Origin of the sequence: Streptomyces sp. NPDC053079 (assembly GCF_044546695.1) — a bacterium.
Classification (GTDB): domain Bacteria; phylum Actinomycetota; class Actinomycetes; order Streptomycetales; family Streptomycetaceae; genus Streptomyces.
This window is the reverse complement of sequence record NZ_JBITZJ010000002.1, coordinates 886,149-911,030: the sequence shown is the minus strand read 5'-3', so window position 1 is coordinate 911,030 and position 24,882 is coordinate 886,149. Positions and strand designations below refer to the sequence as shown.

The 24,882-nt window shown below is 71.8% G+C and carries 25 protein-coding genes; 10 read left to right on the top strand and 15 right to left on the bottom strand.

All coding sequences use genetic code 11. The features are described 5' to 3' along the window. Window positions 1-45: 45 nt before the first annotated feature. Entirely contained in the window at window positions 46-963 is a 918-nt protein-coding gene (locus ACIGXW_RS11455; protein WP_399572188.1) for an alpha/beta fold hydrolase, read from the bottom strand. A gap of 122 nt (window positions 964-1,085) precedes the next feature. Here ACIGXW_RS11455 and ACIGXW_RS11450 point away from each other — a divergent pair, with 122 nt between their 5' ends. Next, window positions 1,086-1,685: a TetR/AcrR family transcriptional regulator gene (locus tag ACIGXW_RS11450; RefSeq protein ID WP_399572186.1), complete on the top strand. Its 600-nt coding sequence runs from the start codon at window positions 1,086-1,088 to the stop codon at window positions 1,683-1,685. Between the two features lie 80 nt (window positions 1,686-1,765). On the opposite strand, the gene ACIGXW_RS11445 is transcribed toward ACIGXW_RS11450, so the two are convergent. From ACIGXW_RS11445 to ACIGXW_RS11430, 4 genes are all read right to left on the bottom strand, one after another. Next, complete coding sequence (locus tag ACIGXW_RS11445; protein ID WP_399572185.1) at window positions 1,766-3,052, bottom strand: hypothetical protein; 1,287 nt, start codon at window positions 3,050-3,052, stop codon at window positions 1,766-1,768. Next, a complete protein-coding gene (locus ACIGXW_RS11440) occupies window positions 3,042-3,539 on the bottom strand; it encodes a DUF6114 domain-containing protein (protein ID WP_399572182.1) in 498 nt (165 codons plus the stop codon). The genes ACIGXW_RS11445 and ACIGXW_RS11440 overlap by 11 nt, the downstream gene beginning before the upstream one ends. 132 nt (window positions 3,540-3,671) lie before the next feature. Continuing rightward, the gene (locus ACIGXW_RS11435) at window positions 3,672-4,304 is read right to left on the bottom strand and encodes a DUF6230 family protein (protein ID WP_071964134.1); all 633 of its coding nucleotides are present in this window, start codon (window positions 4,302-4,304) and stop codon (window positions 3,672-3,674) included. Window positions 4,305-4,886: 582 nt separating this feature from the next. Then, complete coding sequence (locus ACIGXW_RS11430) at window positions 4,887-5,855, bottom strand: tetratricopeptide repeat protein (RefSeq protein WP_399572180.1); 969 nt, start codon at window positions 5,853-5,855, stop codon at window positions 4,887-4,889. 228 nt (window positions 5,856-6,083) lie between these two features. On the opposite strand from ACIGXW_RS11430, the gene ACIGXW_RS11425 reads away from it, so the two are divergent. Beyond that, window positions 6,084-6,740 carry a TetR/AcrR family transcriptional regulator gene (locus ACIGXW_RS11425; protein WP_071964136.1) on the top strand — a complete coding sequence of 219 codons (657 nt, stop codon included), beginning with the start codon at window positions 6,084-6,086 and terminating at the stop codon, window positions 6,738-6,740. Here ACIGXW_RS11425 and ACIGXW_RS11420 read toward each other — a convergent pair. From ACIGXW_RS11420 to ACIGXW_RS11385, 8 genes are all read right to left on the bottom strand, one after another. Then, on the bottom strand, window positions 6,722-6,910 hold the full coding sequence (locus ACIGXW_RS11420; RefSeq protein WP_399572178.1) for a DUF397 domain-containing protein: 189 nt from the start codon (window positions 6,908-6,910) through the stop codon (window positions 6,722-6,724). The two genes, ACIGXW_RS11425 and ACIGXW_RS11420, sit on opposite strands and share 19 nt — an antisense overlap. Beyond that, the gene (locus ACIGXW_RS11415; protein ID WP_399572176.1) at window positions 6,907-7,716 is read right to left on the bottom strand and encodes a helix-turn-helix domain-containing protein; all 810 of its coding nucleotides are present in this window, start codon (window positions 7,714-7,716) and stop codon (window positions 6,907-6,909) included. Before ACIGXW_RS11415 ends, ACIGXW_RS11420 begins: the two co-directional genes overlap by 4 nt. Before the next feature lie 112 nt (window positions 7,717-7,828). Beyond that, on the bottom strand, window positions 7,829-9,529 hold the full coding sequence (locus ACIGXW_RS11410) for a methylmalonyl-CoA mutase (RefSeq protein ID WP_399572174.1): 1,701 nt from the start codon (window positions 9,527-9,529) through the stop codon (window positions 7,829-7,831). Between the two features lie 166 nt (window positions 9,530-9,695). Further along, a complete protein-coding gene (locus tag ACIGXW_RS11405) occupies window positions 9,696-10,028 on the bottom strand; it encodes a DUF3817 domain-containing protein (protein WP_399572171.1) in 333 nt (110 codons plus the stop codon). 43 nt (window positions 10,029-10,071) lie between these two features. Next, on the bottom strand, window positions 10,072-10,581 hold the full coding sequence (locus ACIGXW_RS11400) for a MarR family transcriptional regulator (RefSeq protein ID WP_071962644.1): 510 nt from the start codon (window positions 10,579-10,581) through the stop codon (window positions 10,072-10,074). A gap of 42 nt (window positions 10,582-10,623) precedes the next feature. Then, the gene (locus ACIGXW_RS11395) at window positions 10,624-10,989 is read right to left on the bottom strand and encodes a hypothetical protein (protein WP_399572169.1); all 366 of its coding nucleotides are present in this window, start codon (window positions 10,987-10,989) and stop codon (window positions 10,624-10,626) included. A gap of 65 nt (window positions 10,990-11,054) precedes the next feature. Next, entirely contained in the window at window positions 11,055-11,375 is a 321-nt protein-coding gene (locus tag ACIGXW_RS11390) for an MTH1187 family thiamine-binding protein (RefSeq protein ID WP_071962646.1), read from the bottom strand. Then, window positions 11,372-11,716, bottom strand: a complete 345-nt coding sequence (locus tag ACIGXW_RS11385) for a DUF3817 domain-containing protein (protein WP_071962647.1) — start codon at window positions 11,714-11,716, stop codon at window positions 11,372-11,374. Before ACIGXW_RS11385 ends, ACIGXW_RS11390 begins: the two co-directional genes overlap by 4 nt. A 127-nt stretch (window positions 11,717-11,843) precedes the next feature. On the opposite strand from ACIGXW_RS11385, the gene ACIGXW_RS11380 reads away from it, so the two are divergent. From ACIGXW_RS11380 to ACIGXW_RS11365, 4 genes are all read left to right on the top strand, one after another. Next, window positions 11,844-12,527 carry an AIM24 family protein gene (locus ACIGXW_RS11380; RefSeq protein WP_071962648.1) on the top strand — a complete coding sequence of 228 codons (684 nt, stop codon included), beginning with the start codon at window positions 11,844-11,846 and terminating at the stop codon, window positions 12,525-12,527. After that, complete coding sequence (locus ACIGXW_RS11375) at window positions 12,527-13,177, top strand: AIM24 family protein (protein ID WP_071962649.1); 651 nt, start codon at window positions 12,527-12,529, stop codon at window positions 13,175-13,177. The genes ACIGXW_RS11380 and ACIGXW_RS11375 overlap by 1 nt, the downstream gene beginning before the upstream one ends. After that, window positions 13,174-13,941: an AIM24 family protein gene (locus ACIGXW_RS11370; protein WP_360908766.1), complete on the top strand. Its 768-nt coding sequence runs from the start codon at window positions 13,174-13,176 to the stop codon at window positions 13,939-13,941. Before ACIGXW_RS11375 ends, ACIGXW_RS11370 begins: the two co-directional genes overlap by 4 nt. Before the next feature lie 101 nt (window positions 13,942-14,042). After that, the gene (locus tag ACIGXW_RS11365; protein WP_360908768.1) at window positions 14,043-14,519 is read left to right on the top strand and encodes a MarR family transcriptional regulator; all 477 of its coding nucleotides are present in this window, start codon (window positions 14,043-14,045) and stop codon (window positions 14,517-14,519) included. A 55-nt stretch (window positions 14,520-14,574) separates the two neighbouring features. On the opposite strand, the gene meaB is transcribed toward ACIGXW_RS11365, so the two are convergent. Then, window positions 14,575-15,543 carry a methylmalonyl Co-A mutase-associated GTPase MeaB gene (gene meaB / locus ACIGXW_RS11360; RefSeq protein WP_399572166.1) on the bottom strand — a complete coding sequence of 323 codons (969 nt, stop codon included), beginning with the start codon at window positions 15,541-15,543 and terminating at the stop codon, window positions 14,575-14,577. Between the two features lie 55 nt (window positions 15,544-15,598). Continuing rightward, a complete protein-coding gene (locus ACIGXW_RS11355; protein WP_071962656.1) occupies window positions 15,599-16,810 on the bottom strand; it encodes an acetyl-CoA C-acetyltransferase in 1,212 nt (403 codons plus the stop codon). A 138-nt stretch (window positions 16,811-16,948) separates the two neighbouring features. Here ACIGXW_RS11355 and mce point away from each other — a divergent pair, with 138 nt between their 5' ends. The 4 genes from mce to ACIGXW_RS11335 all read left to right on the top strand — a co-directional run bounded on the left by mce (window position 16,949) and on the right by ACIGXW_RS11335 (window position 24,882). Continuing rightward, window positions 16,949-17,389 carry a methylmalonyl-CoA epimerase gene (mce, locus tag ACIGXW_RS11350; protein ID WP_071962657.1) on the top strand — a complete coding sequence of 147 codons (441 nt, stop codon included), beginning with the start codon at window positions 16,949-16,951 and terminating at the stop codon, window positions 17,387-17,389. 160 nt (window positions 17,390-17,549) lie between these two features. After that, window positions 17,550-22,655 carry a polarized growth protein Scy gene (scy, locus tag ACIGXW_RS11345; RefSeq protein ID WP_399572163.1) on the top strand — a complete coding sequence of 1,702 codons (5,106 nt, stop codon included), beginning with the start codon at window positions 17,550-17,552 and terminating at the stop codon, window positions 22,653-22,655. Between the two features lie 122 nt (window positions 22,656-22,777). Continuing rightward, window positions 22,778-23,716: a cellulose-binding protein gene (locus tag ACIGXW_RS11340; protein ID WP_071962662.1), complete on the top strand. Its 939-nt coding sequence runs from the start codon at window positions 22,778-22,780 to the stop codon at window positions 23,714-23,716. Window positions 23,717-23,883: 167 nt separating this feature from the next. After that, window positions 23,884-24,882, top strand: a complete 999-nt coding sequence (locus ACIGXW_RS11335) for an ATP-binding cassette domain-containing protein (protein WP_071962663.1) — start codon at window positions 23,884-23,886, stop codon at window positions 24,880-24,882.

Here is a 24,882-nt window from a genome sequence, read left to right as displayed (position 1 = left end):
CGGCGTCTTCGTATGCCCGGCCCGTGGCCGGCCCTCCCGGGGCCGTCAGCCGACGGAGTCCATGAAGCCCAGCATGCGGCGGTTGGCCTCCTCCGCGTGGTCGATCTGCGGGCCATGGCCGGTGTTCGTCATGATCTCGGCGCGGGCACCCGGTATCAGGCGCGGGACGCGCTCCACCTGCCGCCCCGGGTGCAGGAGCAGGCTGCGCTTGCCGAGCAGCAGATAGAGCGGGGTGCCGATGGTGCGCAGTTCGTCCTCGGCGAGGGGCAGCGGCGCCGGGCGGCGGACGCGGTAGGCGCGGACGCCGGAGCGGATCATCGCGCGCAGCTCGGGCACGACGAGGACCGGCTGCTCCAGCCAGGCCGCCAGGCGCGGGCGCAGCGCCTTGGGCGCGAACGTGGCGAAGAGGCTGGCGAATATCCAGACGAAGAAGCGCAGCCCCACCTTCTCCAGGCCGCCGGGATCGAGCAGCGTGACCGAGGCGAGGCGGCCGGGCCGGCGGTGCGCCTGGTTCAGGGCGAGCCAGCCGCCGTAGGAGGAGCCGACGAGGTGGACGCGGTCCAGGCCGAGGCCGGCGAGCGTCTCGTCCAGCCACTGCGCGGCGTGCTCGGGCCGGGAGAGGGGTGCGCGCTGCACGCTGCGGCCCGGGTCGCCGGGGGTGTCGATCGCGTACACCGGGCGCTCGGCGCTCAGCGCGGCGGTGTTCGGGTACCACATGGCGGAGCAGGAGCCCGCCCCGTGCACCAGGACGACCGGGGTACGGGATGCGGCCGCGGGATCCGCGGGGCCGTAGCGGTAGACGTGGGTGGTCCCGAAGGCCGTCTCCACGTCCGTCTCCGCGCGGGCGGTCGGCCCCAGGGCGTAGACCGCGTCGCAGGCGGCGAAGTAGCGGTCGCGCAAGGCGTCGTTGACGTAGCGGCCGACATCGGCGCGGTTACGGGCGGGGGTCACGGTCTCGGGCACGGCGGGCCACCTCCGGAGCGTCCATTTTCGTGGTACGACCGTACCATGATGGTGATACGGGCGTACCATGAAGGCCCCCGAGGGGGCCGTCAGCACAGGGACCGACGAACGGAGACACGGCGATGCCCAAGCGCGTGGACCACGACGAACGGCGCGCCGAGATCGCCGAGGCGCTCGTCCGGGTCGCCGGGCGGCGCGGACTGCATGCCGTGGGGATGCGGGACGTGGCCGCCGAGGCGGGAGTCTCACTACGGCTGGTGCAGTACTACTTCGAGACCAAGGAGAAGCTGCTGCTCCACGGGCTACGGCACCTGACCGCCGGATTCACCGAGCGGGTCGCCGCCCGGGTCCGGGCCGCCGGGGACGACCCGGGGCCGCGCGCGCTGATCGAGGCGCTGCTGACGGCGTCGCTGCCGACCGACGAGGAGAGCCGCCGCTTCCACCTCGTCCACACCTCGTACGCCGTCCTGGCCATGACGGACGAGCGGCTCGCCGCACAGCCCATCCTGGACGACCCCGACGCCGCCGAGGACACGGTGGCCCGGCTGCTGCAGGAGGCGGAGGAGGCCGGGCTCACCCGCCCCGACGTGGACGCGCGCGCGGACGCGATCGGCCTGCTCGCCATGGCGGCGGGGCTGGGCACCGCCGTCCTGGCCGGCCAGCGCGGCCCGGAGTCCGCCGCCGCGGCGCTCGGCCACCACCTGGACCGGCTCTTCCTGTAGCGGACGGGCTGAATTTCAGCCCGTCCGGCGATTGAGGACACAGCACAGCCAGCCCGTCCGGCGATTGAGGACACCACGCCCTACGGGTACGTCCCCTCCGTCAAGTACTGATGCAGGTTGGGGATCTGCAGCGTGCCCCCGAACTGCCCGGACTGACGGATCTTCACATCCGTGAAGAAGATCGGGATCGGCAGCTTCACCCCGGGTATCAGCGGCGGCAGACTGGTCGGCGACTGCGTCGACGGCAGCACGCCCAGCAGCTTGCCCTTCAACTCCTCCGTGTACATGGTGACCTTGCCGCCGGAGACCGTGGACGTCGTCCCGGGCCCGGTGACGTGGTACTGCTTCCCCTGGTTGTTGACGATCTGGTGCAGGTCCTTGATCGCCAGCGAGTCGGCGGTGAACTTCAGGACCGACTTCTGCTGCCCGTTGACCATGGTGATGCGCTTGACGCCCTCGTAGGTCAGGCCGGTCAGGGTGAGCTTGCTCGCCTCCAGGTACCAGGGCTGGTTCGGGAAGGCGCGCTTCTCGTTCTCGTCGAGGACGTGCCCGGCCGGGCACGGGGGCAGCGGCTTGTCGGCGTCCGGTGACGCCGAGGGGGTGGGCGAGGCCCCGGTCGTGGGCTTGGCCGAGGGCGTGCCGGCGGCGGGTCCGCCGGAGGCCCCGGGAGCCGGGGTGGGCGTGCCCTTGGCCTTGCCCTTGCCCTCGTCCTCGGCGGGCGGCGGCGCGGGCTCGGGCGCGGCCGGGGACGGTGATCCGGACGGGGACGGGGACGCCGAAGGACTCGGCGTCGCCTTCTTGCCGCCCGTCAGGATGTCGGTCAGCTTCTCGCCCAGACCCAGCGGGTCCAGCGGGTTCTTCGCCTTGGACGGCGACGGCGACGGGGACGGCGACGGGCTCACCGGGGCCGGGGCCGGCGCCGGTTGCGTACGCGGTGAGGGCTTCACGGACGACGAGGCGGAGGGCTCGCGACCCCGGCTCGTACCGCTGTCACCGCTCTTGCCGGCACCACCCGCGGAGGGCGACGCGTCCGGCGACGGGGACGGCGAACTCCCCTCCGGCGCCGGCTTCCCGGCACCGTCGACACCGTCCGCACCCTTGGCACCATCGGCGCCCTTGGCCTCGTCACCGTCCGCCTCCGCGTCCGGCGCCGTCGCGCACTGTGCGTCGCCGAAAGGTTTCGGCGGCTGCACCGGCTTGGCCTGCGCCAGCGTCGGCGTCAGGCCCATGCCCATCAGCACCGCGCTGGGCATCGCCGCCAGGGCGATGGCCTTGCCGGCCGGCATGTGCAGCCGGGACAGCAGGGGCTTGCGCGGTGCGGCGTGGCGCGGGCCCGTTCCGGCGCGGCGCTCCTCGTCAGTCGGCACGGTGCCTCCCGTCGTTCCCCTTCACCAGGCCGGGGCCGGTGGGGGTGCCGGCGGTGTCCCCGCCGTTGTCGGCCGGCGCCCCGGCGAGCGGCTTGCCCGGCATCCAGGAGACGCCGAGTCCCCCGCCGACGAGGGCGAGCAGGAAGCCGATCAGGAAGGCGCCGAAGTTCGAGACGACCAGCGAGACCAGCGCGAGGAGGATCGCGGCGACACCCGCGAAGACCCTCGACTGCGGCTGGAACCACATGGTCAGGCCGAGGACGACCAGCAGCACGCCGATGATCAGCGAGCCGGCGCCTGCCGTCGTGGCCATCCGGATGTGCAGGTCGCCCAGGGTCATGGTCTGGTACGGGATGTACATGATCGGGACGCCGGCCAGGATGCACAGCAGCCCGCCCCAGAACGGGCGACGGCCCCGCCAGTCCCAGAACGAACGGCGGGTGCGGCCGAAGTTGTCGATCAGCCGTGGTCGCGTGTCGGCGCTCATGGTGTACAGCTCCTCGGGACTGGCGAAATCGGTGGTACGCAAAGAAGCACGGAGAAGCGCGAGGCGGCGCACGCACGGGACGGTACGGGCACGGGAGCCGAACCGCCGCCCCGTACCCTCCCGTTCAGCGCGTCAGTTGTTCTTGCACTCGGCGCCGCCCATGCTGACGCCCATGTGCAGGCCGGGCAGCGTGAAGGTGCCGGCCGAGGTCGCCCAGGCGCGCTGGTCGACGTCGGTGAACTCCACCTCGTCGGCCTGCTGGGCGAAGGAGCCGGGCACGTACGCGCCGCGGTTGTCCTCGCCCGGCTTGGCGGGGCCGGGGCCCTTGGTGGTGTCGCTGACCGATACGCCGATGTCGACGTTGGTGAACTTCGCGTTGGCCTTCATGTCGTCGGCGTCGATGTAGAGCTTGGTCGCCTCGACCTTGTCGGCGCCGCCACCGGCCTCCAGCTTCAGCGACACGTTGCCGAAGGGCGTCGGGACGGTCACCGCCTGACAGAGCTTGGTGATCTTCGCGGAGTCGAGGCCGACGACCGCGACGGGCTTGCCGCCCTTCTTCGTCTGGTCCATCGCCCCGTACTGGACGAACCCCTTGCCCTCGAGCTTCTTCGCCGTCACCTGGAACTGCTGGCCCGACACACTGAACGACGCCGCGAGGGCGCCCTGGGCGAGGGCCACGCCGATCGCGGCCGTCGCCGCGACGCTGGGGACCATGACGACGGCGAACCGGCGCCATCTGGTCCCGCCACGAGTCTGGGACTTCACGACTTTCCTCCTTCTCGGACGTACACCTCCGGGCGGGCCGTGGGGCCCGTTGCCCGGGATGGGAGAAGCGCTACGTCCTCGGGAAGGAGAGCGCCGTCGCATTCGGCGGCGCCAATCGCGCCCGATACACACCGGCGTTCACCCCCGAGCGACAACCACTGGCCACGCGTTCGCGCAACCTCCGGGACAGGCCCCGCCGTTGGGGCGGGGACCCCCCTGTCCCACTGGCCGGCGCCTGCGCACCGGCCGGCCCGGTGGGGACCCACACCCCGCGCGACCGGACGGCCGGGCGGCGGGGGATGGACCGGGCTGGGCCGATCGTGATGCATTCACGGCCGGGGCACAAGAGGTTGATTACTCACGAGTAACGGGCCGATAACCGACGGGAGACCAGTCGGCATCGAGCCCCTGCGCGAAGGTGCCGCAGCGTGTCCGGGAAGAAGCGGAGAAAGCAGAAGAACCCGGGCGTAAGCCCGGGTTCTTCTTACTGGCAGTAACAGGGTCCACGATTACCAAGATTTGGTAAAGCGCGGCGGCTGTGCCGCTTGGGGCACAGGGTGAGGCGGGGCCTCGCCGGCCTCGTCAGAACAGCGCGCGCGACAGCGCTGTACGCGCGGCCGTCACCCGCGGATCGTCGGGGCCGATCACCTCGAACAGCTCCAGCAGCCGCACGCGGGCCGCGTCGCGGTCCTCGCCGGCCGTCTTGCGCACGGCGTCGATCAGACGCCCGAAGGCGTCCTGCACATGCCCGCCGACCAGGTCCAGATCGGCTGCCGCGATCTGCGCCCGGACGTCGCCGGGCGCGTCCGCGGCGGCCTTGCGGACCTGCTGGGGGTCCATGCTCTGCACGCGCTGCAGCAGCTCGGCCTGGGCGAGACCCGCCTTGGCCTCGACGTTGGCGGGGTCGTCCGACAGGACGTTCTGGTACGCACGGATGGCGCCGCCCAGGTCACCGGCGTCCAGCGCCTCGTGCGCCGCGCTCAGGACGCCGTCGTGCGGGCCGGCCGGGGCCTGCGGCACACCGGCCTCGGCCGCGCCGCCCTCCAGCGGCGGGCCCACGATGCCGAAGCGCTGCTCGGACAGACCGATGAGCTCGTCCAGGACCTGCCGGATCTGCGCCTCCGGGGCCGCGCCCTGGAAGAGCGGCAGGGCCTGCCCGGCCACCACCGCGAAGACCGCGGGGATCGACTGCACGCCGAACTGCTGGAACAGCGTCTGATTGGCCTCGACGTCGATCTTCGCGAGCACGAACCGGCCCGCGTACTCCTGGGCCAGCCGCTCCAGCAGCGGGCCGAGCTGCTTGCACGGCTCGCACCAGTCGGCCCAGAAGTCGATGACGACGGGCACCTCGGCGGAGCGCTGCAGGACTTCCTGGTCGAAACCCACTTCACCGACGACGTCGAAGACGAGGCGGCCCGCACCGGCGGCAGGCACGCCGCCCTGGCGCGCGGCATTCGCCCGCGCCTGCTCCGCCTTCTGCTTCGCTTCGCCGGCCGCCTTCACCGCGGCGAGGTCGACCACTCCACTCATGGACATGTTCCGTGGCTGCATGGGCCTATCCTCCCCCCTCGGCGCGGTGAACCGGAAAAGTACGCCGAAGGCGTGATCTCCGTACCGTGAACCCGTAGCGGTTCGCTTCCGACGCCGGGTCCCCACCCGGCATGCGTGGTTGTCGCTCTCAGCTCTTTCGCTACGGCTCGTAGCGTAACTGCAGACACCACACCGGGCACTGTGATCTGAGTCATACCAGAGCGCCTACCCGACGGTAAGGTCCCCTTCATGACCTCCGCTCCTCCCCCCGCGCGCCGCACGCCGCCCGGTGGCCGCACGGGCCGGCCGCGCAGCGCCGAGGCGGACCGCGCGATCCTCGGGGCGACGCGCGAGGCGCTGGTGGAGCTGGGCTGGGGCAAGCTGACACTGGGCGACGTGGCGGCCCGGGCCGGGGTCGCGAAGACCACGCTCTACCGCCGCTGGGCGGGCAAGAACGAACTCGTCGTGGACGCGGTGGCGGCCCTCTTCGACGAGCACCTGGAACTGCCCGACCGGGGCAGCCTGCGGGCCGACATCGAGGGCGTGGTGCTGCAGTTCGCGTCGCTCCTGGAGCGCCCGGAGACGAAGACGGCCCTGATGGCGGTCGTGGCCGAATCCACGCGCGACGAGGCCCTGCGCGAACGCATCCGCTCGGCGATCGTCGACCGCCAGAAGCACCTGGTCCTCCTGGGGCGCACCCGAGCCCAGTCCCGCGGCGAACTCCCCGAAGAGGACGACCCCACGGCGGCCCACCGCAACGCGGACCTCATCTTCGACGTCATCGCCGGCGCGGTCGTCCATCGCACGCTGGTGAGCGCGGAACCGGTGGACGAGGAGTGGACGCGGGGGCTTACGGCGCTGCTGGTGGGCGGCCTGGGGGCGATGAGTCAGACCTCGGGTACGTAGCGTATGAAGTCCGCCCAGGCGGTGGCGGGTATGGAGAGGTGGGGGCCGTCCTTCCGTTTGGAGTCACGGAGGTGGACGGTGCGGGGGGTACGGGCGACTTCGACGCATTCGCCGCCTACGTCACTATCGCTATAGCTTGACTTGAACCATGTCTGCTCGCTGAGTGTCATTCCTCGGCCAACTTCCTGATGAACTCTGCTGAATCCTCAGTGTTGAGTGCTTGCGTGCGGAGCATGCCGTATCTCTGGGAGAGCGCGCTCACCTTCTCGCGCTCCACGAACAGGGAGTTGAAGCCCTGCCCCTCCACATAGGCGCACAGGTCACGCCCCTCGGTCTCCAGCAACACCATCGGCCCATTGAGCCAGCCGAAGGAGCCTTGATCCGCGCGGAGGACCTGGACCGACACGTTGCGTTGTGCACCGACCTCCAGCAGATGAAGAAGCTGTCTCCGCATGGTGTCAGGCCCACCGACCCGAGTGCGCAGGGCTGCCTCGTAGAGGACGAAGCTGAACATCACCGTCGGCCGCTTCAGCCGTTCCTGCCGCTCCAAACGGGTCCCCACCCGCTGCTCGATCGTCTCGTCATCTACGGGCGGCCACTGAGTACTGATGAACGCACGCGCATACTCCTCGGTCTGAAGGAGCCCCGGGATGAGGACGGTCTGATAGTGGCACTGGGCGACCGCGGTGGCTTCCGCATCCATGAGAAGGTGCAGCACCCAGGGCGCCCTGTCCGGCTGCAAGTAGTTCAGTGCAGCCAGCAGCTTCCCCTTGGCGCCGCACATCTCGTCCGCGACCTCGAGCAACCGCTGACTGGGCCGCCGCCGACCCTGCTCCATCGACTTGACGGTCTCGTACCCGTACCCGGCCTCCTGGCTCAGCGCCTCCCGGCTGACGCCCGCGTCCATCCGCCACAGCTTGACCTGGTTCCCGCACAGCCGCCACGCCATCGGTGGCTGCGAAGTCTCACCCGTCACGGCACCCGCCCCTCTCCGTACCTCTGTCGGTACCAACGGAGGCTAGGGCGGGCAAGCCATGTACGAGACGGGTTCGAAAACCCTCCGCACGTGTGAGTGAACCCGGCAGGCGTCAGAACCCCGCAGGCTCCGTGTACGTCCCCCACTCGTCCCTCAGCACGCCGCAGATCTCGCCCAGCGTCGCCTCCGCCCGTACCGCCTCCAGCATCGGCTCGATCATGTTCGAGCCGTCCCGGGCGGCGGTCAGCATGGCGTCGAGGCAGGCCCGTACCTTGACGTCGTCGCGGGCCGCCTTGCGCTCGGCCAGGACGCGCACCTGCTCGCGCTCGACCTCGTGGCTGACGCGGAGGATCTCCAGGTCGCCGGTGACCGAGCCCTCGTGGCAGTTGACGCCGACGACGCGCTTGGCGCCCTTCTCCAGCGCCTGCTGGTAGCGGAAGGCGCTCTCGGCGATCTCGCCGGTGAACCAGCCGTCCTCGATGCCGCGCAGGATGCCGGAGGTGACGGGTCCGATGGGGTGCCGGCCGTCGGGGTGGGCGCGTAGCCCGCGTTCCTTGATCTGCTCGAAGATCTTCTCGGCGTCGGCCTCGATGCGGTCGGTGAGCTGCTCGACGTACCAGGCGCCGCCCAGCGGGTCGGCGACGTTGGCGACGCCGGTCTCCTCCATCAGGACCTGCTGGGTGCGCAGGGCGATCTCGGCGGCCTGCGCGCTGGGCAGGGCGAGGGTCTCGTCGAGGGCGTTGGTGTGGAGGGAGTTGGTGCCGCCGAGGACGGCGGCGAGGGCCTCCACGGCGGTGCGCACGACGTTGTTGTACGGCTGCTGGGCGGTCAGCGAGACGCCCGCCGTCTGGGTGTGGAAGCGCAGCCACTGGGCCTTGTCGGTCTTCGCTCCGTAGACCTCCTTCATCCAGCGGGCCCAGATGCGGCGGGCCGCGCGGAACTTGGCGATCTCCTCGAAGAAGTCGAGGTGGGCGTCGAAGAAGAAGGACAGGCCGGACGCGAACGTGTCGACGTCCAGGCCGCGCGAGAGGCCCAGCTCGACGTAGCCGAAGCCGTCCGCGAGCGTGTAGGCGAGCTCCTGCGCGGCCGTCGCCCCGGCCTCGCGGATGTGGTAGCCGGAGACGGACAGCGGCTTGTACGCCGGGATGGAGCGCGCGCAGTGCTCCATCAGGTCGCCGATCAGACGCAGATGGGGCTCAGGCTGGAAGAGCCACTCCTTCTGCGCGATGTACTCCTTGAAGATGTCGGTCTGCAGCGTGCCGTTGAGGATGCCGGTGTCGACGCCCTGCCGCTCGGCGGCCACGAGGTACATGCAGAACACGGGGACGGCCGGGCCGCTGATCGTCATGGACGTCGTGACGTCGCCCAGCGGGATGTCCCCGAAGAGGATCTCCATGTCGGCGGCGGAGTCGATGGCGACGCCGCAGTGGCCGACCTCGCCGAGGGAGCGGGGGTCGTCGGAGTCACGGCCCATGAGGGTGGGCATGTCGAAGGCCACCGAGAGGCCGCCCCCGCCGTTGGCGAGGATCATCTTGTAGCGCTCGTTGGTCTGCTCGGCGTTGCCGAAGCCGGCGAACTGCCGGATGGTCCAGGTGCGGCCCCGGTAGCCGGTGGGGTACAGACCGCGGGTGAAGGGGTACTCCCCGGGCCAGCCGATGCGCTCGAAGCCCTCGTAGGAGTCACCGGGGCGGGGGCCGTAGACCGGGGCGACCTCGTCGCCGGAGAGCGTGGTGAAGTCGGCGTCGCGCTTGCGGGCCTTGTCGAACCGGGCCTGCCAGCGGCTGCGCCCCGCCTCAATGGCTGCTGCGTCCATGGTGGTCTCGTCTGCCTCTCCGCGCCCCGTGCAAGGCCCAAGGTCAAGAATTTAGTAGGACGTCCTACTAAATTTTCGCGCAAGAACGCCCCGGACACAAGGGGCGGCGTGTCCGGGGCGGTGTGGAGCGAATCGAAGCGGCGCGTTCGGGCGCGGCCGGGACCGGTCAGGCGCGGGCGGTCGCCGGGGCGGCGTCCGTGATCATCGGCTCGATCTCGCGGACGACGTTGCGCTCGACGAAGAAGGCGGCCGTCGGGATGGTGCCGGAGACCAGCACCCAGAGCAGCTTGCCCAGCGGCCACTTGGCCTTGGAGCCCAGGTCGAAGGCGAAGACCAGGTAGATGATGAAGAGCACGCCGTGGATCTGGGAGATCACGAGCGTCGCACCCGCACCTGTGTCGAAGCCGTATTTGAACACCATGCTGACGCACAGCACGAGCAGCATCACGGCAGTGAGATAGGCCATCACCCGGTAGCGGGTCAGCACGCTCTTCTTCATGCCCCTGAGGGTAACCGTCCGATTTGCACGATCTTCGCGCGGGTCACTCCTCGGCGAAGTCGCCCGACGCCACCCGCAGCGACCGCAGCATCCGGAAGATCTCCCCGCACTCGTCCGCGTCGTACGCGCCGAGCCCGAAGTCCATGGCCATCAGGTCGCGCGTGGCAGACTCGACGACCTCGCGGCCCTTGTCGGTGATCGAGGCCAGCGTGCCGCGCCCGTCGTTGGGGTTGGGCCGCTTGTCGACCAGGCCCGCCTTGACCAGCCGGTCCACGGTGTTGGTCACCGACGTGGGGTGCACCATCAGCCGCTCGCCGATCTTCGACATCGGCAGCTCGCCGGCCTTGGAGAAGGTCAGCAGCACCAGCGCCTCGTACCGCGCGAACGTCAGCCCGTACGGCTTGACGACCGCGTCGACCTGCCCGAGCAGGATCTGGTGCGCCCGCATGATCGAGGTGATCGCGGCCATGGACGGCACCGATCCCCAGCGCTGCTTCCAGAGCTCGTCGGCACGGGCGATGGGGTCGAAGGGGAGGCTGAGGGGCTTGGGCACGGAACGAGCCTACAGTTCGGGCATATCCCGGCCGGGGCCATCTCAGACTTCGGACGGCCGTCCGGGGTCCGTCGCCGCCGCCTCGCGCACCAGATGGACGGCGTCCGCGAGGCTCAGCCGCGGCTGGGCCTTGCGCAGCGCGCGGATCGCGTGGATCTCCTGCGCGTGCAGGTCCACGCCCTGGGCCGCGACGATGCCGCGCACCCACTCGCCCCGGATCTCGCTCTCCGGCCGCGCCGCCCGCTCGGCGATCAGCGCGGCCGCGCGCTCCAGGCCCGGCCGGTCCTCCGCGCTCGCACCCGCGAGCGCCTCGCGCACGGCCTCGGCGACCGCGTGCGAGTCGCGCAGGACGGCGACGCCGAGGTCGGGCCCGGAGTGCTTGGCTCCGCCCTTGAACAGTTCGAACATGGCTCGGCTCCCCCTGTCGATCTTCTTCGGGGGGCCGAGCGTACGGCACGGTGCCGAGGCCTCGTTCAGGAGGAGGCGCCGGCTCCGGATGCACCGTCGGCGAGGTAGCGCTCGACGGTCTCGACCTTGGACGTCAGCCCTCCGGTGACGCCCTGGCGGATGTCCGCCTTCAGTACGAGGGAGACCCGTCCGCAGCGCGCCTCGACGGCGGCGACGGCGCGCTTGACGACGTCCATGACCTCGTCCCACTCGCCCTCGACGGACGTGAACATCGCGTCCGTGCGGTTGGGCAGCCCGGACTCGCGCACGACGCGGACCGCGTCGGCGACGTACTCGCCGACGTCCTCGCCCACCCCGATCGGGGAGACGGAGAAGGCGACGATCATGCGTTGATCACGCCTTCCTTACGGGCGCGGGCGGCGATGACGGTCGCCTCGGCCTCGCGGCGCAGCATGCGGTCGGCGAAGAAGCCGCCGGCGGGCAGGACGGAGAGGACGAAGTAGAGGGCGGCGGTCTTCAGCTGCCACTTGGCCGTCACCCAGGCGTCGATCCAGAAGATCACGTAGATGATGAACAGCACACCGTGGACGCCGCCCATCACGGGCACGGCGTTGAAGTCGGTGGTCCGCTTCAGTACCGAGCAGACGATCAGGAGCAGGAAGGACACGGCCTCCGGAACGGAGACCAGGCGGAGCCGGCGCAGGGCGGAGGCGGTCTTGAGGTCCACGGGGGCACACCTTCGGTCGACGTGGCGGGACGGTCACAGCTTGTGATGGCATTCACAAGCTGCCCCATTGTCGCAGCCCCGAAAATGATCAGCGGATCCGGGTCCGTTCCGGAGTACTTCAGGGGCCATGGGGCCTGTTGGAGGCGTATGTCCGCCCGCTAGCGTCGGGGGCGTGGCTCAGTTTCGGCTCCACGGGAGCAAAGTTCTCGCCGTCGACATGGCGGGCGACGCGGTCAAGGCCAAGAACGGCTCGATGGTCGCGTACGAGGGCGATATGGCATTCAAGAAGATGACCGGCGGCGGTGACGGCCTGCGCGGCATGGTCACGCGCCGGCTCACCGGCGAACAGATGGAAGTCATGGAGGTGAAGGGGCACGGCACCTGCTACTTCGCCGACCGGGCGAGCGAGATCAACCTCGTCACGCTGCGCGGCGAGACGCTGTACGTGGAGGCCAGCAACCTGCTCTGCACGGACTCGGCGCTGCGGACCGGCACCACGTTCACGGGGCTGCGCGGCGCCTCGCAGGGCAACGGGCTGTTCACCACCACCGTCGAGGGCTCCGGCCAGGCGGCGATCCTCTCGGGCGGCACGGCGATCGTGCTGCGGGTGACCCCGCAGATGCCGCTTCAGGTCGACCCCGGCGCGTACATCGCGCACACCGGGCGGCTCAAGCAGCACTTCCAGTCCGGCGTGAACTTCCGGACTTTCATCGGGGAGGGCTCGGGAGAGGCCTTCCAGATCCGCTTCGAGGGCGAGGGGCTCGTGTACGTACAGCCGAGCGAGCGCAACACGATCGGGGGTGACGTCTAATGCCGTTCCGGCTTCTCAACTCGCGCATGGTCGAGGCCCAGGTCATTCCGGGGCAGCGGCTGTTCAGCCAGCGCGGCGCCATGCTCGCCTACAAGGGCGACGTCTCCTTCACCCCGAGCATCACCGGCGGCCAGGGCGGCGTCATGGGGATGATCGGCCGTCGCATCGCCAACGAGGCGACGCCGCTGATGACCGTGGAGGGCAGCGGCACCGTCATGTTCGGCCACGGCGGCCACCACGTCCACGTCATCGAGCTCTCGGGCGACACCCTCTACGTCGAGGCGGACCGGCTGCTGGCGTTCGACGGGACGCTGCAGCAGGGGACGATGTTCATGGGGTCGCAGGGCGGTGTGATGGGCATGGTGCGCGGTCAGGTCACCGGGCAGGGGCTGTTCACGACCACCCTCAAGGGGCACGGCGCGGTGGCCGTGATGGCGCACGGCGGCTTCATCGAGCTGCCGATCAATCCACAGCGCCCGGTCACCGTCGACCCGCAGGCCTACGTCGCCCACAGGGGTGACGTCCGCAACAAGCTGACGGCGGCCCTGGGTTGGCGTGAGGTCGTCGGCCGCGGCAGCGGCGAGGCGTTCCGGCTCGAGCTCTCGGGCAGCGGCACGGTGTACGTACAGGCCTCGGAGGAGAAGCTGTGAACGCCCCGGTCATCCATGACGCGTCGACCCTGCCGGCCGACGACAACGTCAATCCGTACGCCTTCAGCGTGGACCTCAAGGGTCAATGGTTCCTGCAGAAGGGGAAGATGATCGCCTACTACGGGCGGATCGACTTCCACGGCATCGGCCACGGCCCCCTGGACCGGCTGATCGCCGGCAGCTTCCACTCCCCCCTGCACGCCGCCGACTGGGTGGTGGCGGAGGGGCAGGGCAAGATGCTGCTCGCCGACCGGTCCTTCGACGTCAACTCCTACGACCTGGAGGACGGCAACCTCACCGTCCGCTCGGGCAATCTGCTGGCCTTCGAGCCGACGCTGGCGCTGAAGCAGTCCATCATCCCGGGCTTCCTGACCCTGATCGGCACGGGCAAGTTCGTGGCCGCCTCCAACGGTCCGGTCGTCTTCGTGGAGCCGCCGGTGCGCGTGGACCCGCAGGCGCTGGTGGGGTGGGCGGACTGCCCCTCGCCCTGCCACCACTACGACCACCAGTACATGCGCGGAGTGATGGGCGGCGTGCGCAGGCTCACGGGTATCGGCGGCGCCTCCGGCGAGGAGCACCAGTTCGAGTTCGTCGGGTCCGGGACGGTGCTGCTGCAGTCCACCGAGCAGCTGATGGAGGAGATCGCCACGGGCGAGGGTCCGCCGCAGCAGGCTGGCGTTCCGCACGCAAGTGCCGGAAATCAGACAATGACGCCCCGTCTGCCGGGCCAGCTCGGCGACCTCCAGCGCCGCTTCGGGCTGTGAGCGGTACCCTGCAGAGTGTGACGTCGAACGCATGACCTCTCCTTACGCTCGCCCGTAACCGCCCTTAGTTAATCTTTCAACTTCTTAGGTAGAATCCATCCATGGACACCGAGAACGGCACCCGCTGGCTCAGCGACGAGGAACAGGCCACCTGGCGCGCCCACCTGGACGTGAGCCGGCTGCTGATGCACCAGCTCGAACGGGACCTGCAGCCGTTCGGCCTCACCAACAACGACTACGAAATCCTGGTCAACCTCTCGGAGTCGGACGACCACCGGATGCGGATGAGCGATCTCGCGACTGCCACCCTGCAGTCCAAGAGCCGTCTGTCGCACCAGATCACGCGCATGGAGAACGCCGGGCTCGTCCGCCGGGAGAACTGCGAGTCCGACCGGCGCGGGCTGTTCGCGGTCCTCACCGAACAGGGCTGGGAGACCATGCGCAAGGTCGCCCCGCACCACGTCGCCTCCGTGCGCGAGCACTTCGTCGACCTGCTGTCGCCACAGGAGCTCAAGGCGCTCCACGAGTCCCTGGCCCCGGTGGCCCGGCACCTGCGCTCCACGCGCGGCAAGGTCTGACCGCCCGTCGGCCCCACGGACATGAGATGAGCCCGGCGCACGCGCCGGGCTCATCTCATGTCCGTGCCGCGTTCTCCGTGAGACCGGCGACGAGTTCGTCCGCCGCCGCGTAAGGGTCGGTCTCACCGGCCACGACCCGGGCCGCGAGAGCACCCACGCGCCGGTCGCCCCGCAGGTCCCCGATGCGCTCGCGCAGTGCGGTGACCGCGATGGTCTCGACCTCCCGCGCCGCCCGCAGCCGGCGGCGCTCGGTCAGGGCGCCCCGCTCCTCCATCCACGCGCGGTGCTTCTCCAGGGCCTCGACGACCTCGTCCGTGCCCTCGCCGCGGGCGGCCACCGTCTTCACGATCGGGGGCCGCCAGTCGCCGGGGGCGCGGGCCTCGCCCAGACCCAGCATGTGGTTGAGCTCGCGGGCCGTGGCGTCGGCGCCGTCCCGGTCGGCCTTGTTGACGACGTAGACGTCGCCGATCTCCAGGATTCCGGCCTTGGCGGCCTGGATGCCGTCACCCATTCCGGGGGCGAGCAGCACCACGGACGTATCGGCCTGGGAAGCGATCTCCACCTCCGACTGACCCACGCCCACCGTCTCCACGAGCACCACCTCGCAGCCGGCCGCGTCCAGCACCCGGATCGCCTGCGGGGCGGCCCACGCGAGGCCGCCGAGGTGGCCGCGCGTGGCCATGGAGCGGATGTAGACGCCCGGGTCGGAGGCGTGCTCGGACATCCGCACCCGGTCGCCCAGCAGGGCGCCCCCGGAGAAGGGCGAGGAGGGGTCGACGGCCAGGACGCCGACCCGCTTGCCCATGCGGCGGTACGCGCTCACCAGCGCCGAGGTCGACGTCGACTTGCCGACGCCGGGCGAGCCCGTGATGCCCACGACGTAGGCGTGGCCCGTGAGTGGGGCCAGGGCGGCCATCACCTCGCGCAGCTGCGGGGACGCCCCCTCCACCAGTGAGATCAGCCGGGCCACGGCCCGCGGCCGGCCCTCCCGTGCCTGCTCGACCAGCGTGGGGACGTCCGCCATGACTGCTCCGTTTCGTTCCGGTCCGTTCGGGTCCCGCTCGGGTCCGCCGCGAGGGTCAGTTGCCGGGGACGCGGAGGATCAGGGCGTCGCCCTGGCCGCCGCCGCCGCACAGGGCCGCGGCGCCGACGCCGCCGCCGCGCCGCTTCAGCTCCAGCGCGAGGTGGAGCACGATGCGGGCGCCCGACATGCCGATGGGGTGACCGAGCGCGATGGCCCCACCGTTGACGTTCACCTTTTCCGGGGATACGCCCAGATCCTTCATTGACTGCACCGAAACGGCGGCGAATGCCTCATTGATCTCGATGAGGTCGAGGTCCTCGACGCCCAGCCCCTCCTTGCCCAGCGCATGCCGTATGGCGTTGGACGGCTGCGACTGCAGGGAGTTGTCGGGGCCGGCCACATTGCCGTGGGCGCCGATCTCGGCGATCCACGCCAGGCCCAGCTCCTCGGCCTTGGCCTTGCTCATCACGACCACGGCGGCCGCGCCGTCGGAGATCTGCGAAGACGTGCCGGCGGTGATCGTGCCGTCCTTGGCGAAGGCGGGCCGCAGCTTGGCCAGCGACTCCACGGTGGTCTCCGCGCGGATGCCCTCGTCCTTGCTGAAGACGACCGGCTCGCCCTTGCGCTGCGGGATCTCCACGGGGGTGATCTCCGCCTCGAACAGACCGTTCTTCTGGGCGGCGGCCGCCCGCTGGTGGGAGCGGGCCGCGACCTCGTCCTGCTCGGCGCGGCGGATGCCGAGGCGGGTGTTGTGCTTCTCGGTGGACTCGCCCATCGCGATGTTCTCGAAGGCGTCCGTCAGCCCGTCGTGGGCCATGGCGTCGAGCATCCCGACCGCGCCGTACTTGAAGCCCTCGCGGGACTTGGGCAGCAGGTGCGGGGCGTTGGTCATCGACTCCTGACCGCCGGCCACCACGATGTCGAACTCACCCGCGCGGATGAGCTGGTCGGCCAGCGCGATGGCGTCGAGGCCGGACAGGCAGACCTTGTTGACCGTCAGCGCGGGGACGCTCATGGGAATGCCGGCCTTGACGGCCGCCTGGCGGGCGGGGATCTGCCCGGCGCCGGCCTGCAGGACCTGGCCCATGATCACGTACTGCACCTGGTCGCCGCCGATCCCGGCCCGGTCGAGGGCGGCCTTGATGGCCACCGCCCCCAGGTCGGCGCCCGAGAAGGTGCGCAGCGAGCCCAGCAGCCGGCCCATGGGCGTGCGCGCGCCCGCGACGATGACGGAGGTCGTACCGGATGTTCCGTTCGTACCAGACATGGGCGCTGCCCCTTCGAGCGGAGGATGTTAACGACGGTTTCCGTCAATGTACTGAGCAGTACCGCACCGGGTCACCGGGCCGAAGGTGTGATCGCGCGCACGTTGCGTAACCACCCCGTCCGGCGGTGCACTGGAGCCATGCTGACGCGCATCGACCACATCGGGATCGCCTGCTTCGACCTCGACAGGACTGTCGAGTTCTACCGTGCCACGTACGGCTTCGAGGTGTTCCACACCGAGGTCAACGAGGAACAGGGCGTCCGTGAAGCCATGCTCAAAATCAACGGGACGTCCGACGGCGGGGCCTCGTACCTGCAGCTGCTCGAGCCCACCCGCGAGGACTCCGCGGTCGGCAAGTGGCTTGCCAAGAACGGCGAGGGCGTTCACCACATCGCGTTCGGTACGCCCGACGTCGACGCCGACGCCCAGGCCGCCCGGGAGAAGGGTCTGCGGGTGCTCTACGACGAGCCCCGCACCGGATCCATGGGCTCGCGCATCACCTTCCTGCACCCGAAGGACTGTCACGGAGTGCTGACGGAACTGGTCACCTCCGCGCCTTCTGGGACGACAGAGCACTGACCCTCCCCTTCCCCGGCCGGTAGAGTGCAGGTTCGGCCGGGTACGGGTGGCCCCCGGACCGGGCTGTACCGATGATCTGACACCATTTCTTCGGAAGGGCGGGCTCCGGGTTCCACACCGACGCAGTACGGGGCCGGCCGCCGACGCGACCAGGGGACGGATGGACCGCGCTGTGCGGGGCTACGAGCGCCAGGAGAGTCAGCTGGAGGAAGCCGACCACCTCTCGAAGTTCGAGGCCGAGATGAAGCGGCTGAAGACCGAGCGGGAAAAGGCTGTCCAGCACGCCGACGACCTCGGCTACCAGGTCGAGGTGTTGCGCGCCAAGCTCCACGAGGCGCGTCGCAACCTCGCCCACCGTCCCGCCTATGACTCGGCGGACATCGGGTACCAGGCGGAGCAGCTGCTCCGCAATGCCCAGATCCAGGCCGAGCAGCTGCGCTCCGACGCCGAGCGCGAGCTGCGCGAGGCCCGGGCCCAGACGCAGCGGCTGCTGCAGGAGCACGCCGAGCAGCAGGCCCGCATGGAGGCGGAGCTGCACGCCGAGGCGGTGGCCCGCCGCCAGCGCCTCGACGAGGAGCTGAACGAGCGCCGCCGCACCGTCGAGTCGCACGTCAACGAGAACGTCGCCTGGGCCGAGCAGCTGCGGGCCCGTACGGAGTCCCAGGCCCGCCGGCTGCTGGAGGAGTCGCGGGCCGAGGCCGAGCAGTCCCTCGCGGCCGCCCGCGCCGAGGCCCAGCGGCTGGCCGAGCAGGCCAGCGGGCGGCTCGGCGCGGCAGCCGAGGAGGCCCGTGCCGAAGCCGAAGCGATCCTGCGCCGGGCGCGCACGGACGCCGAGCGGCTGCTGACCGCCGCCTCCGCGCAGGCGCAGGAGGCCACCGACCACGCCGAGCAGCTGCGCTCCAGCACCAGCGCCGAGTCCGACCAGGCCCGTACCGCGGCCGCGGAGATGACGCGCACCGCCGAGGCCCGCATCCAGGAGGCCGACACGGCGCTGCGCGAGGCGCGCGCCGAGGCGGAGAAGCTGGTCACCGAGGCGAAGGAGGCCGCCACCCGGCGGCTGTCCGCCGCCGAGTCGGACAACGAGCAGCGCACCCGTACGGCCCGGGCGGAGATCGCCCGCCTGGTGAGCGAGGCCACCAAGGAGGCCGAGACCCTGCGGGCCGAGGCCGAGCAGCTGCGGGCCGACGCCGCCGCCGAGGCCGAGCGGCTGCTGGCCGAGGCCGCCGAGAAGGCGCGCAGTTCCGTCGCCGAGGACTCCGCCGCGCAGCTCGCCAAGGCCGCCCGTACGGCCGAGGAGGTGCTGGCCAAGGCGTCGCAGGACGCCCAGGCCACGACCAAGGCCGCCGCGGCCGAGGCCGAGCGGATCCGCCGGGAGGCCGAGGCCGAGGCCGAGCGGCTGCGGGCCCAGGCCGCGGACACCGCCGAGCAGCTCAAGGGCGAGGCGAAGGACGACACCGAGGAGTACCGCGCCCGCACCGTCGAGCTCCAGGAGGAGGCGCGGCGGCTGCGCGGCGAGGCCGAGCAGCTGCGGGCCGAGGCCGTCGCCGAGGGCGAGCGGATCCGTGGCGAGGCCCGCCGTGAGGCGGTCCAGCAGATCGAGGAGGCGGCCAGCACCGCCGAGGAGCTCCTGGTCAAGGCGAAGGCCGACGCCGAGGAGACCCGCGGCGGCGCGAGCGCCGAGAGCGAGCGCGTACGGGCCGAGGCGGCCGAGCGCGCGGCCGGCTTGCGCAAGCAGGCCGAGGAGGCCCTGGAGCGGGCCCGCGCCGAGGCCGAGGAGATGGCCGAGGAGGCCGAGGACCACGCCGAGCGCACCCGCGAGGAGGCCGCCGAGGCGGCCCGCCGTGTGCGCGAGGAGGCCGAGCGCGCCGCGCGGGCGCGCACCGAGGAGGCCGCCGAGGAGCTGGCCCGGCTGCAGGGCGAGGCCGAGCAGCGCCTCGAGGCGGCGGAGACGGCGCTGCGCGAGGCCCGTGCGGAGGCCGAGCGGCTGCGCCGCGAGGCGGCCGAGGAGACCGAGCGGCAGCGCGCGGAGTCCGCGGAGCGGGTCCGTACGCTGCGGGCCCAGGCCGAGGAGGAGGCCGAGCGGCTGCGTTCCGAGGCGGCCGCGGAGGCGTCGGAGGCGCGTGCCGAGGGCGAGGCGACCCTGGCGCGGCTGCTGGGCGAGGCCGAGGAGGAGGCCGAGCGGCTGCGCTCGGAGGCGCAGGAGAGCGCCGACCGGGTCCGCGCCGAGGCCAACGCCGCCGCCGAGCGCACGGCCGCCGAGGCGGCCGAGGCGCTGGCCGCGGCGCAGGAGGAGGCCGCCCGGCGCCGTCGTGAGGCGGAGGAGCTGCTCGGGGACGCCCGTACCGAGGCGCAGGCCGAGCGCGAGGCGGCGCGCGAGCAGAGCGAGGAGCTGCTGGCTTCGGCGCGCAAGCGGGTCGCCGAGGCGCAGGAGGAGGGCCGGCGCCTGGTCGAGGAGGCGGAGCAGCGGGCGGGCGAGCTCGTGGCCGCCGCCGAGCAGACCGCGCAGCAGGTGCGTGACTCCGTGGCCGGGCTGCACGAGCAGGCCGAGGAGGAGATCGCCGGCCTGCGGTCGGCGGCCGAGCACAACGCCGAGCGGACGGTCACCGACGCCCAGATCGAGGCGGACCGGGTCCGGGCCGAGGCCTACGCCGAGCGCGAGCGGGCGGACGAGGACGCCGCCCGTACGCGTGCGGAGGCCAAGGCGGCCTCGGACGCGGCGAAGGAGCTGGCGGAGCGCACGGTCGCCGAGGCCACGGCCGAGGCCGAGCGGGTGGAGAGCGCGGCGGCCCGGGTGCTGGACGAGGCGCGGGAGGCGGCCAACGCCCGTCGTGCCGAGGCGGCCCAGCAGGCCGACGAGCTGCTCGCCGAGGCCATGGCCGAGGCGGAGAAGCTGGCCGCGGACGCGGCCGGCACCGTGGCGAAGGCCCGGGAGAGCGCCGACGCCCACCGGGCGGAGGCGTCCGCGGACGCGGACCGGGTGATCGCCGAGGCCGCGAAGGAGGCGGAGCGGCTTCGCGGCGAGGCCGCCCGCACGGTCGAGGAGGCGCGCGAGGCGGCCGAGGCGCACCGGGCGGAGGCCGACGCCGATGCCGAGCGGCTGCGGTCCGAGGCGGCCCGCGTCCTGGACGGGGCCCGCGAGGACGCCGGTACCCGTCGTGCGGAGGCGGCCCAGCAGGCGGACGAGCTGATCGCCGAGGCCACGAGCGAGGCGGAGAAGATGGCGGCCGAGGCCGCCCGCATCGTCACCGAGGCCCGCGAGGAGGCCGAGGGTCACCGGGCCGAGGCGTCCGCGGACGCGGACCGGCTGATCGCCGAGGCGGCCGAGATGGTCGAGGCCGCCCGGCTCGAGGCGGCCCGCTTCGAGGAGCAGGCCCGCGAGGCGGCGGAGGCCCACCGGGCCGAGGCCGCCGCGGACGCCGAGCGACTGCGGGCCGAGGCGGCCCGCACGGTGGACGAGGCGCGCGAGGCGGCGAACGCCCGCCGCGCCGAGGCCGCGCAGCAGGCCGACGAGCTCATCGCCGAGGCCACGAGCGAGGCGGAGAAGATGGCCGCCGAGGCCGCCCGCATCGTCACCGAGGCCCGCGAGCAGGCCGACGCCCACCGGGCCGAGGCCGAGGGACAGGCCGATCGCACGCTGGGCGAGGCCACCGCGGAGGCGGAGCGGCTGCGGGTCGCCGCGGCCGAGAAGAAGGCCAAGGCGGACGAGCAGGCCGAGGCCGTCCTCGCCAAGGCGACCGCCGAGGCCGAGCGGGTGGTGGCGGACGCGTCCGCCAGGGCGCAGCAGATGCGCACGGACGCCTCCGACGCGCTGGCGTCGGCCGAGCAGGACGCGGCGCGTACGCGCGCCGAGGCCCGCGAGGACGCGAACAAGATCCGGACCGAGGGCCGGGCGGAGGCCGAGCGCATCGTCGACGAGGCGGCCGAGCTCACCTCGTCCGCGCAGGACGACGCCGACCGCATCGTGGACAAGGCGCGGGAGGCGGCGAACGCCCGCCGCGCCGAGGCCGCGCAGCAGGCCGACGAGCTCATCGCCGAAGCCACGAGCGAGGCGGAGAAGATGGCCGCCGAGGCCGCCCGTGCGCTGGCGGAGGCCACCGAGGCCGCCGACGCGCGCCGGGCGGAGGCCGACGCGCAGGCCGAGCGGGTGCTGGCCGAGGCCGCCGGGGAGGCGGAGCGGCTGCGGTCGGACGCCGACGCGGTGCTGGAGAGCGCCCGCGACGAGGCCCGGCGGACCGCCGACGAGGCGCGGGAGGCGGCGAACGCCCGCCGCGCGGAGGCGGCCGAGCAGGCGGACACGCTGGTCACCGAGGCGACGGCGGAGGCCGAGCGGATGGCGGCCGAGGCCGCCGAGGCCCTCGCCGCCGCGCAGGAGGACGCCAACAGCACGCGTGCCGACTCCGCGAAGATCAAGGCCGACGCGGTCCTGGAGGCGGAGCGGCTGCGGGCCGAGGCCCGTGCCGAGGCCGAGCGGACCGTGGACCAGGCGCGGGACGCGGGCGCCAAGCGGCTGGCGGACGCCGCCGAGCAGGCGGACGCGCTGATCGCGAAGGCCCAGGAGGAGGCCGTACGGGCCGCCACGGCGGCCGAGGAGCAGGCCGACACCATGGTGGGCGCGGCCCGCAAGGAGGCCGAACGGATCGTCAAGGAGGCCACCGGCGAGGGCAACGCGCTGGTGGAGCAGGCGCGTACGGACGCCAACACCCTGCTCGCCGAGGCCCGTGGGGACGCCACGGCCATAAGGGACCGGGCCGAGGAGCTGCGCTCGCGGCTCGAGGGCGAGGTCGAGGAGCTGCACGAGCGGGCGCGCCGGGAGGCGTCCGAGGCGATGCAGTCCGCGGGCGAGCGCTGCGACAAGCTCGTCGCGGCGGCCACCGAACAGCTGGCGAACGCCGAGGAGAAGGCGGAGAAGCTGATCTCGGACGCCCAGGGCGAGGCCAGCAAGGTGCGCATCACCGCCGTGAAGAAGGCGGACGCGCTGATCAAGGAGGCGGAGCAGAAGAAGACCGCCGCCGTACGCGAGGCGGAGCGCCTGCGCACCGAGGCTCAGCAGGAGGCCTCGCGCCTTCTCGAGGAGGGAAAGCGGGAGTTGGAGGTCCTGGTCCGTCGTCGCGAGGACATTCAGGCCGAGATTTCCCGTGTCCAGGACGTGTTGGAAGCGTTGGAATCATTTGAGTCCCCCGGGGCAGGCGGCTCCAAGGAGGGCGGGGTGAAGGCGGCGGCTGGTGCCGGCGCAACTCGATCGGGTGGCAAGCAGTCACAGAAGTAACACTCAATCGAGGGGTCGGTTTCCGGAATCCTCAACTGTCTACTTCCATCTGCTCGATGAGACGCCGCTCACGCCCCTAGGATTCCTCTATCACCTCACCGGTCTCTTATGACAGGAACCCCATGAGCGACACTTCCTCCCCCTTCGGCTTCGAGTTGGTGCGGCGTGGATACGACCGCGGCCAGGTGGACGACCGCATTACCAAGCTCGTAGCGGACCGTGACAGCGCCCTGGCGCGGATCACCTCGCTGGAAAAGCGCATCGAGGAGCTCCACCTCGAGACGCAGAACGCTCAGGCACAGATCAATGACGCGGAGCCGTCGTACGCGGGGCTCGGCGCGCGGGTCGAGAAGATTCTCCGGCTGGCCGAGGAAGAGGCCAAGGACCTGCGGGAAGAGGCCCGGCGCGCCGCCGAGCAGCACCGCGAGCTGGCCGAGTCGGCCGCGCAGCAGGTGCGCAACGACGCCGAGTCGTTCGCCGCCGACCGCAAGGCGAAGGCGGAGGACGAGGGCGCGCGGATCGTCGAGAAGGCGAAGGGCGACGCGGCCACGCTGCGTGCCGAGGCGCAGAAGGACGCGCAGTCCAAGCGCGAGGAGGCGGACGCCCTCTTCGAGGAGACCCGTGCCAAGGCCGCCCAGGCCGCGGCGGACTTCGAGACCAACCTGGCCAAGCGCCGCGAGCAGTCCGAGCGCGACCTGGCCTCGCGCCAGGCCAAGGCGGAGAAGCGGCTGGCGGAGATCGAGCACCGCGCCGAGCAGCTGCGCCTGGAGGCGGAGAAGCTGCGCACGGACGCGGAGCGCCGGGCCCGGCAGACGGTGGAGACCGCGCAGCGTCAGGCCGAGGACATCGTCGCCGACGCCAATGCCAAGGCCGACCGCATCCGCAGCGAATCCGAGCGCGAGCTGGCGGCGCTCACCAACCGCCGCGACAGCATCAACGCCCAGCTGACCAACGTCCGCGAGATGCTGGCCACGCTGACCGGAGCGGCCGTGGCCGCGGCCGGGGTTCCGGGTGATGACGAGCCGATCTCGCGCGGCGTCCCGGCCCAGCAGAGCCGCTGACGCGGCACGCTGCACGGAACGTACGTCGCTCGTTCGGGGGATCCTGTGTTCAGCGCGCCCTGTCGCCGCCTCGGGTGGCGGCCGGGCGCGCTGAGTGCTTCCTGCCGGTTTCCCCGGAGGCCGTGCCACCGGTGGCGGGCCGGCCGGGGCGCCCTTACCGTGGCTGAATGATCGAGCTGGCGGGTCTGACCAAGCACTACGGCGACGTGCGCGCCGTGGATCACCTCACGTTCACCGTGCGGCCCGGCATCGTCACCGGCTTTCTCGGCCCCAATGGCGCGGGCAAGTCCACGACCATGCGGATGATGCTCGATCTGGACAATCCGACCAGCGGCACGGTCCGCATCGACGGCCGGCACTACCGCGAACTGCACGACCCGCTCAAGGTCGTGGGTGCCCTGCTGGACGCCAAGGCGATGCACGGCGGTCGCAGCGCCTACAACCATCTGCTGTGCCTGGCGCAGAGCAACGGCATCCCCCGTACGCGCGTTCGTGAAGTCCTGGACACCGTGGGCCTGTCGTCGGTGGCCGGAAAGCGCTCCAAGGGCTTCTCGCTCGGCATGGGCCAGCGCCTGGGCATCGCCGCCGCGCTCCTGGGCGACCCGCAGATCCTGATGTTCGACGAGCCGGTCAACGGACTCGACCCCGAGGGCATCCACTGGATCCGCAACCTCATGAAGAACCTGGCCACCCAGGGCCGTACGGTCTTCGTCTCCTCCCACCTGATGAGCGAGATGGCGCTGACCGCCGACCACCTCGTGGTCATCGGCCAGGGGCGGCTGCTCGCGGACACGAGCATGGCGGACTTCATCAGGGAGAACTCCCGCTCGTACGTCCGGGTGCGCACCCCGAACCAGGAGCGGCTGCGGGACGTGCTGCACGGCGCGGGCATCGACTTCGCACCCGGCGGCGACGGCTCCCTGGAGGTCGAGGGCGAGGACGCCCCGCACCTGGGCGAGCTGGCCGCCCGGCACCAGATCGTGCTGCACGAGCTGAGTCCTCAGCAGGCCTCGCTGGAGGAGGCGTTCATGCGGCTCACCGCCGGGTCGGTGGAGTACCACGCGCACGACGACCACCGGCCGCCGGCGGGGGCGCCGCCGGGGGCGGGCGGTGAGGCGGCGGTCTGGGGGGCCGGTTGGCGGGAGAAAAAGATGAAGGGGTCCTGA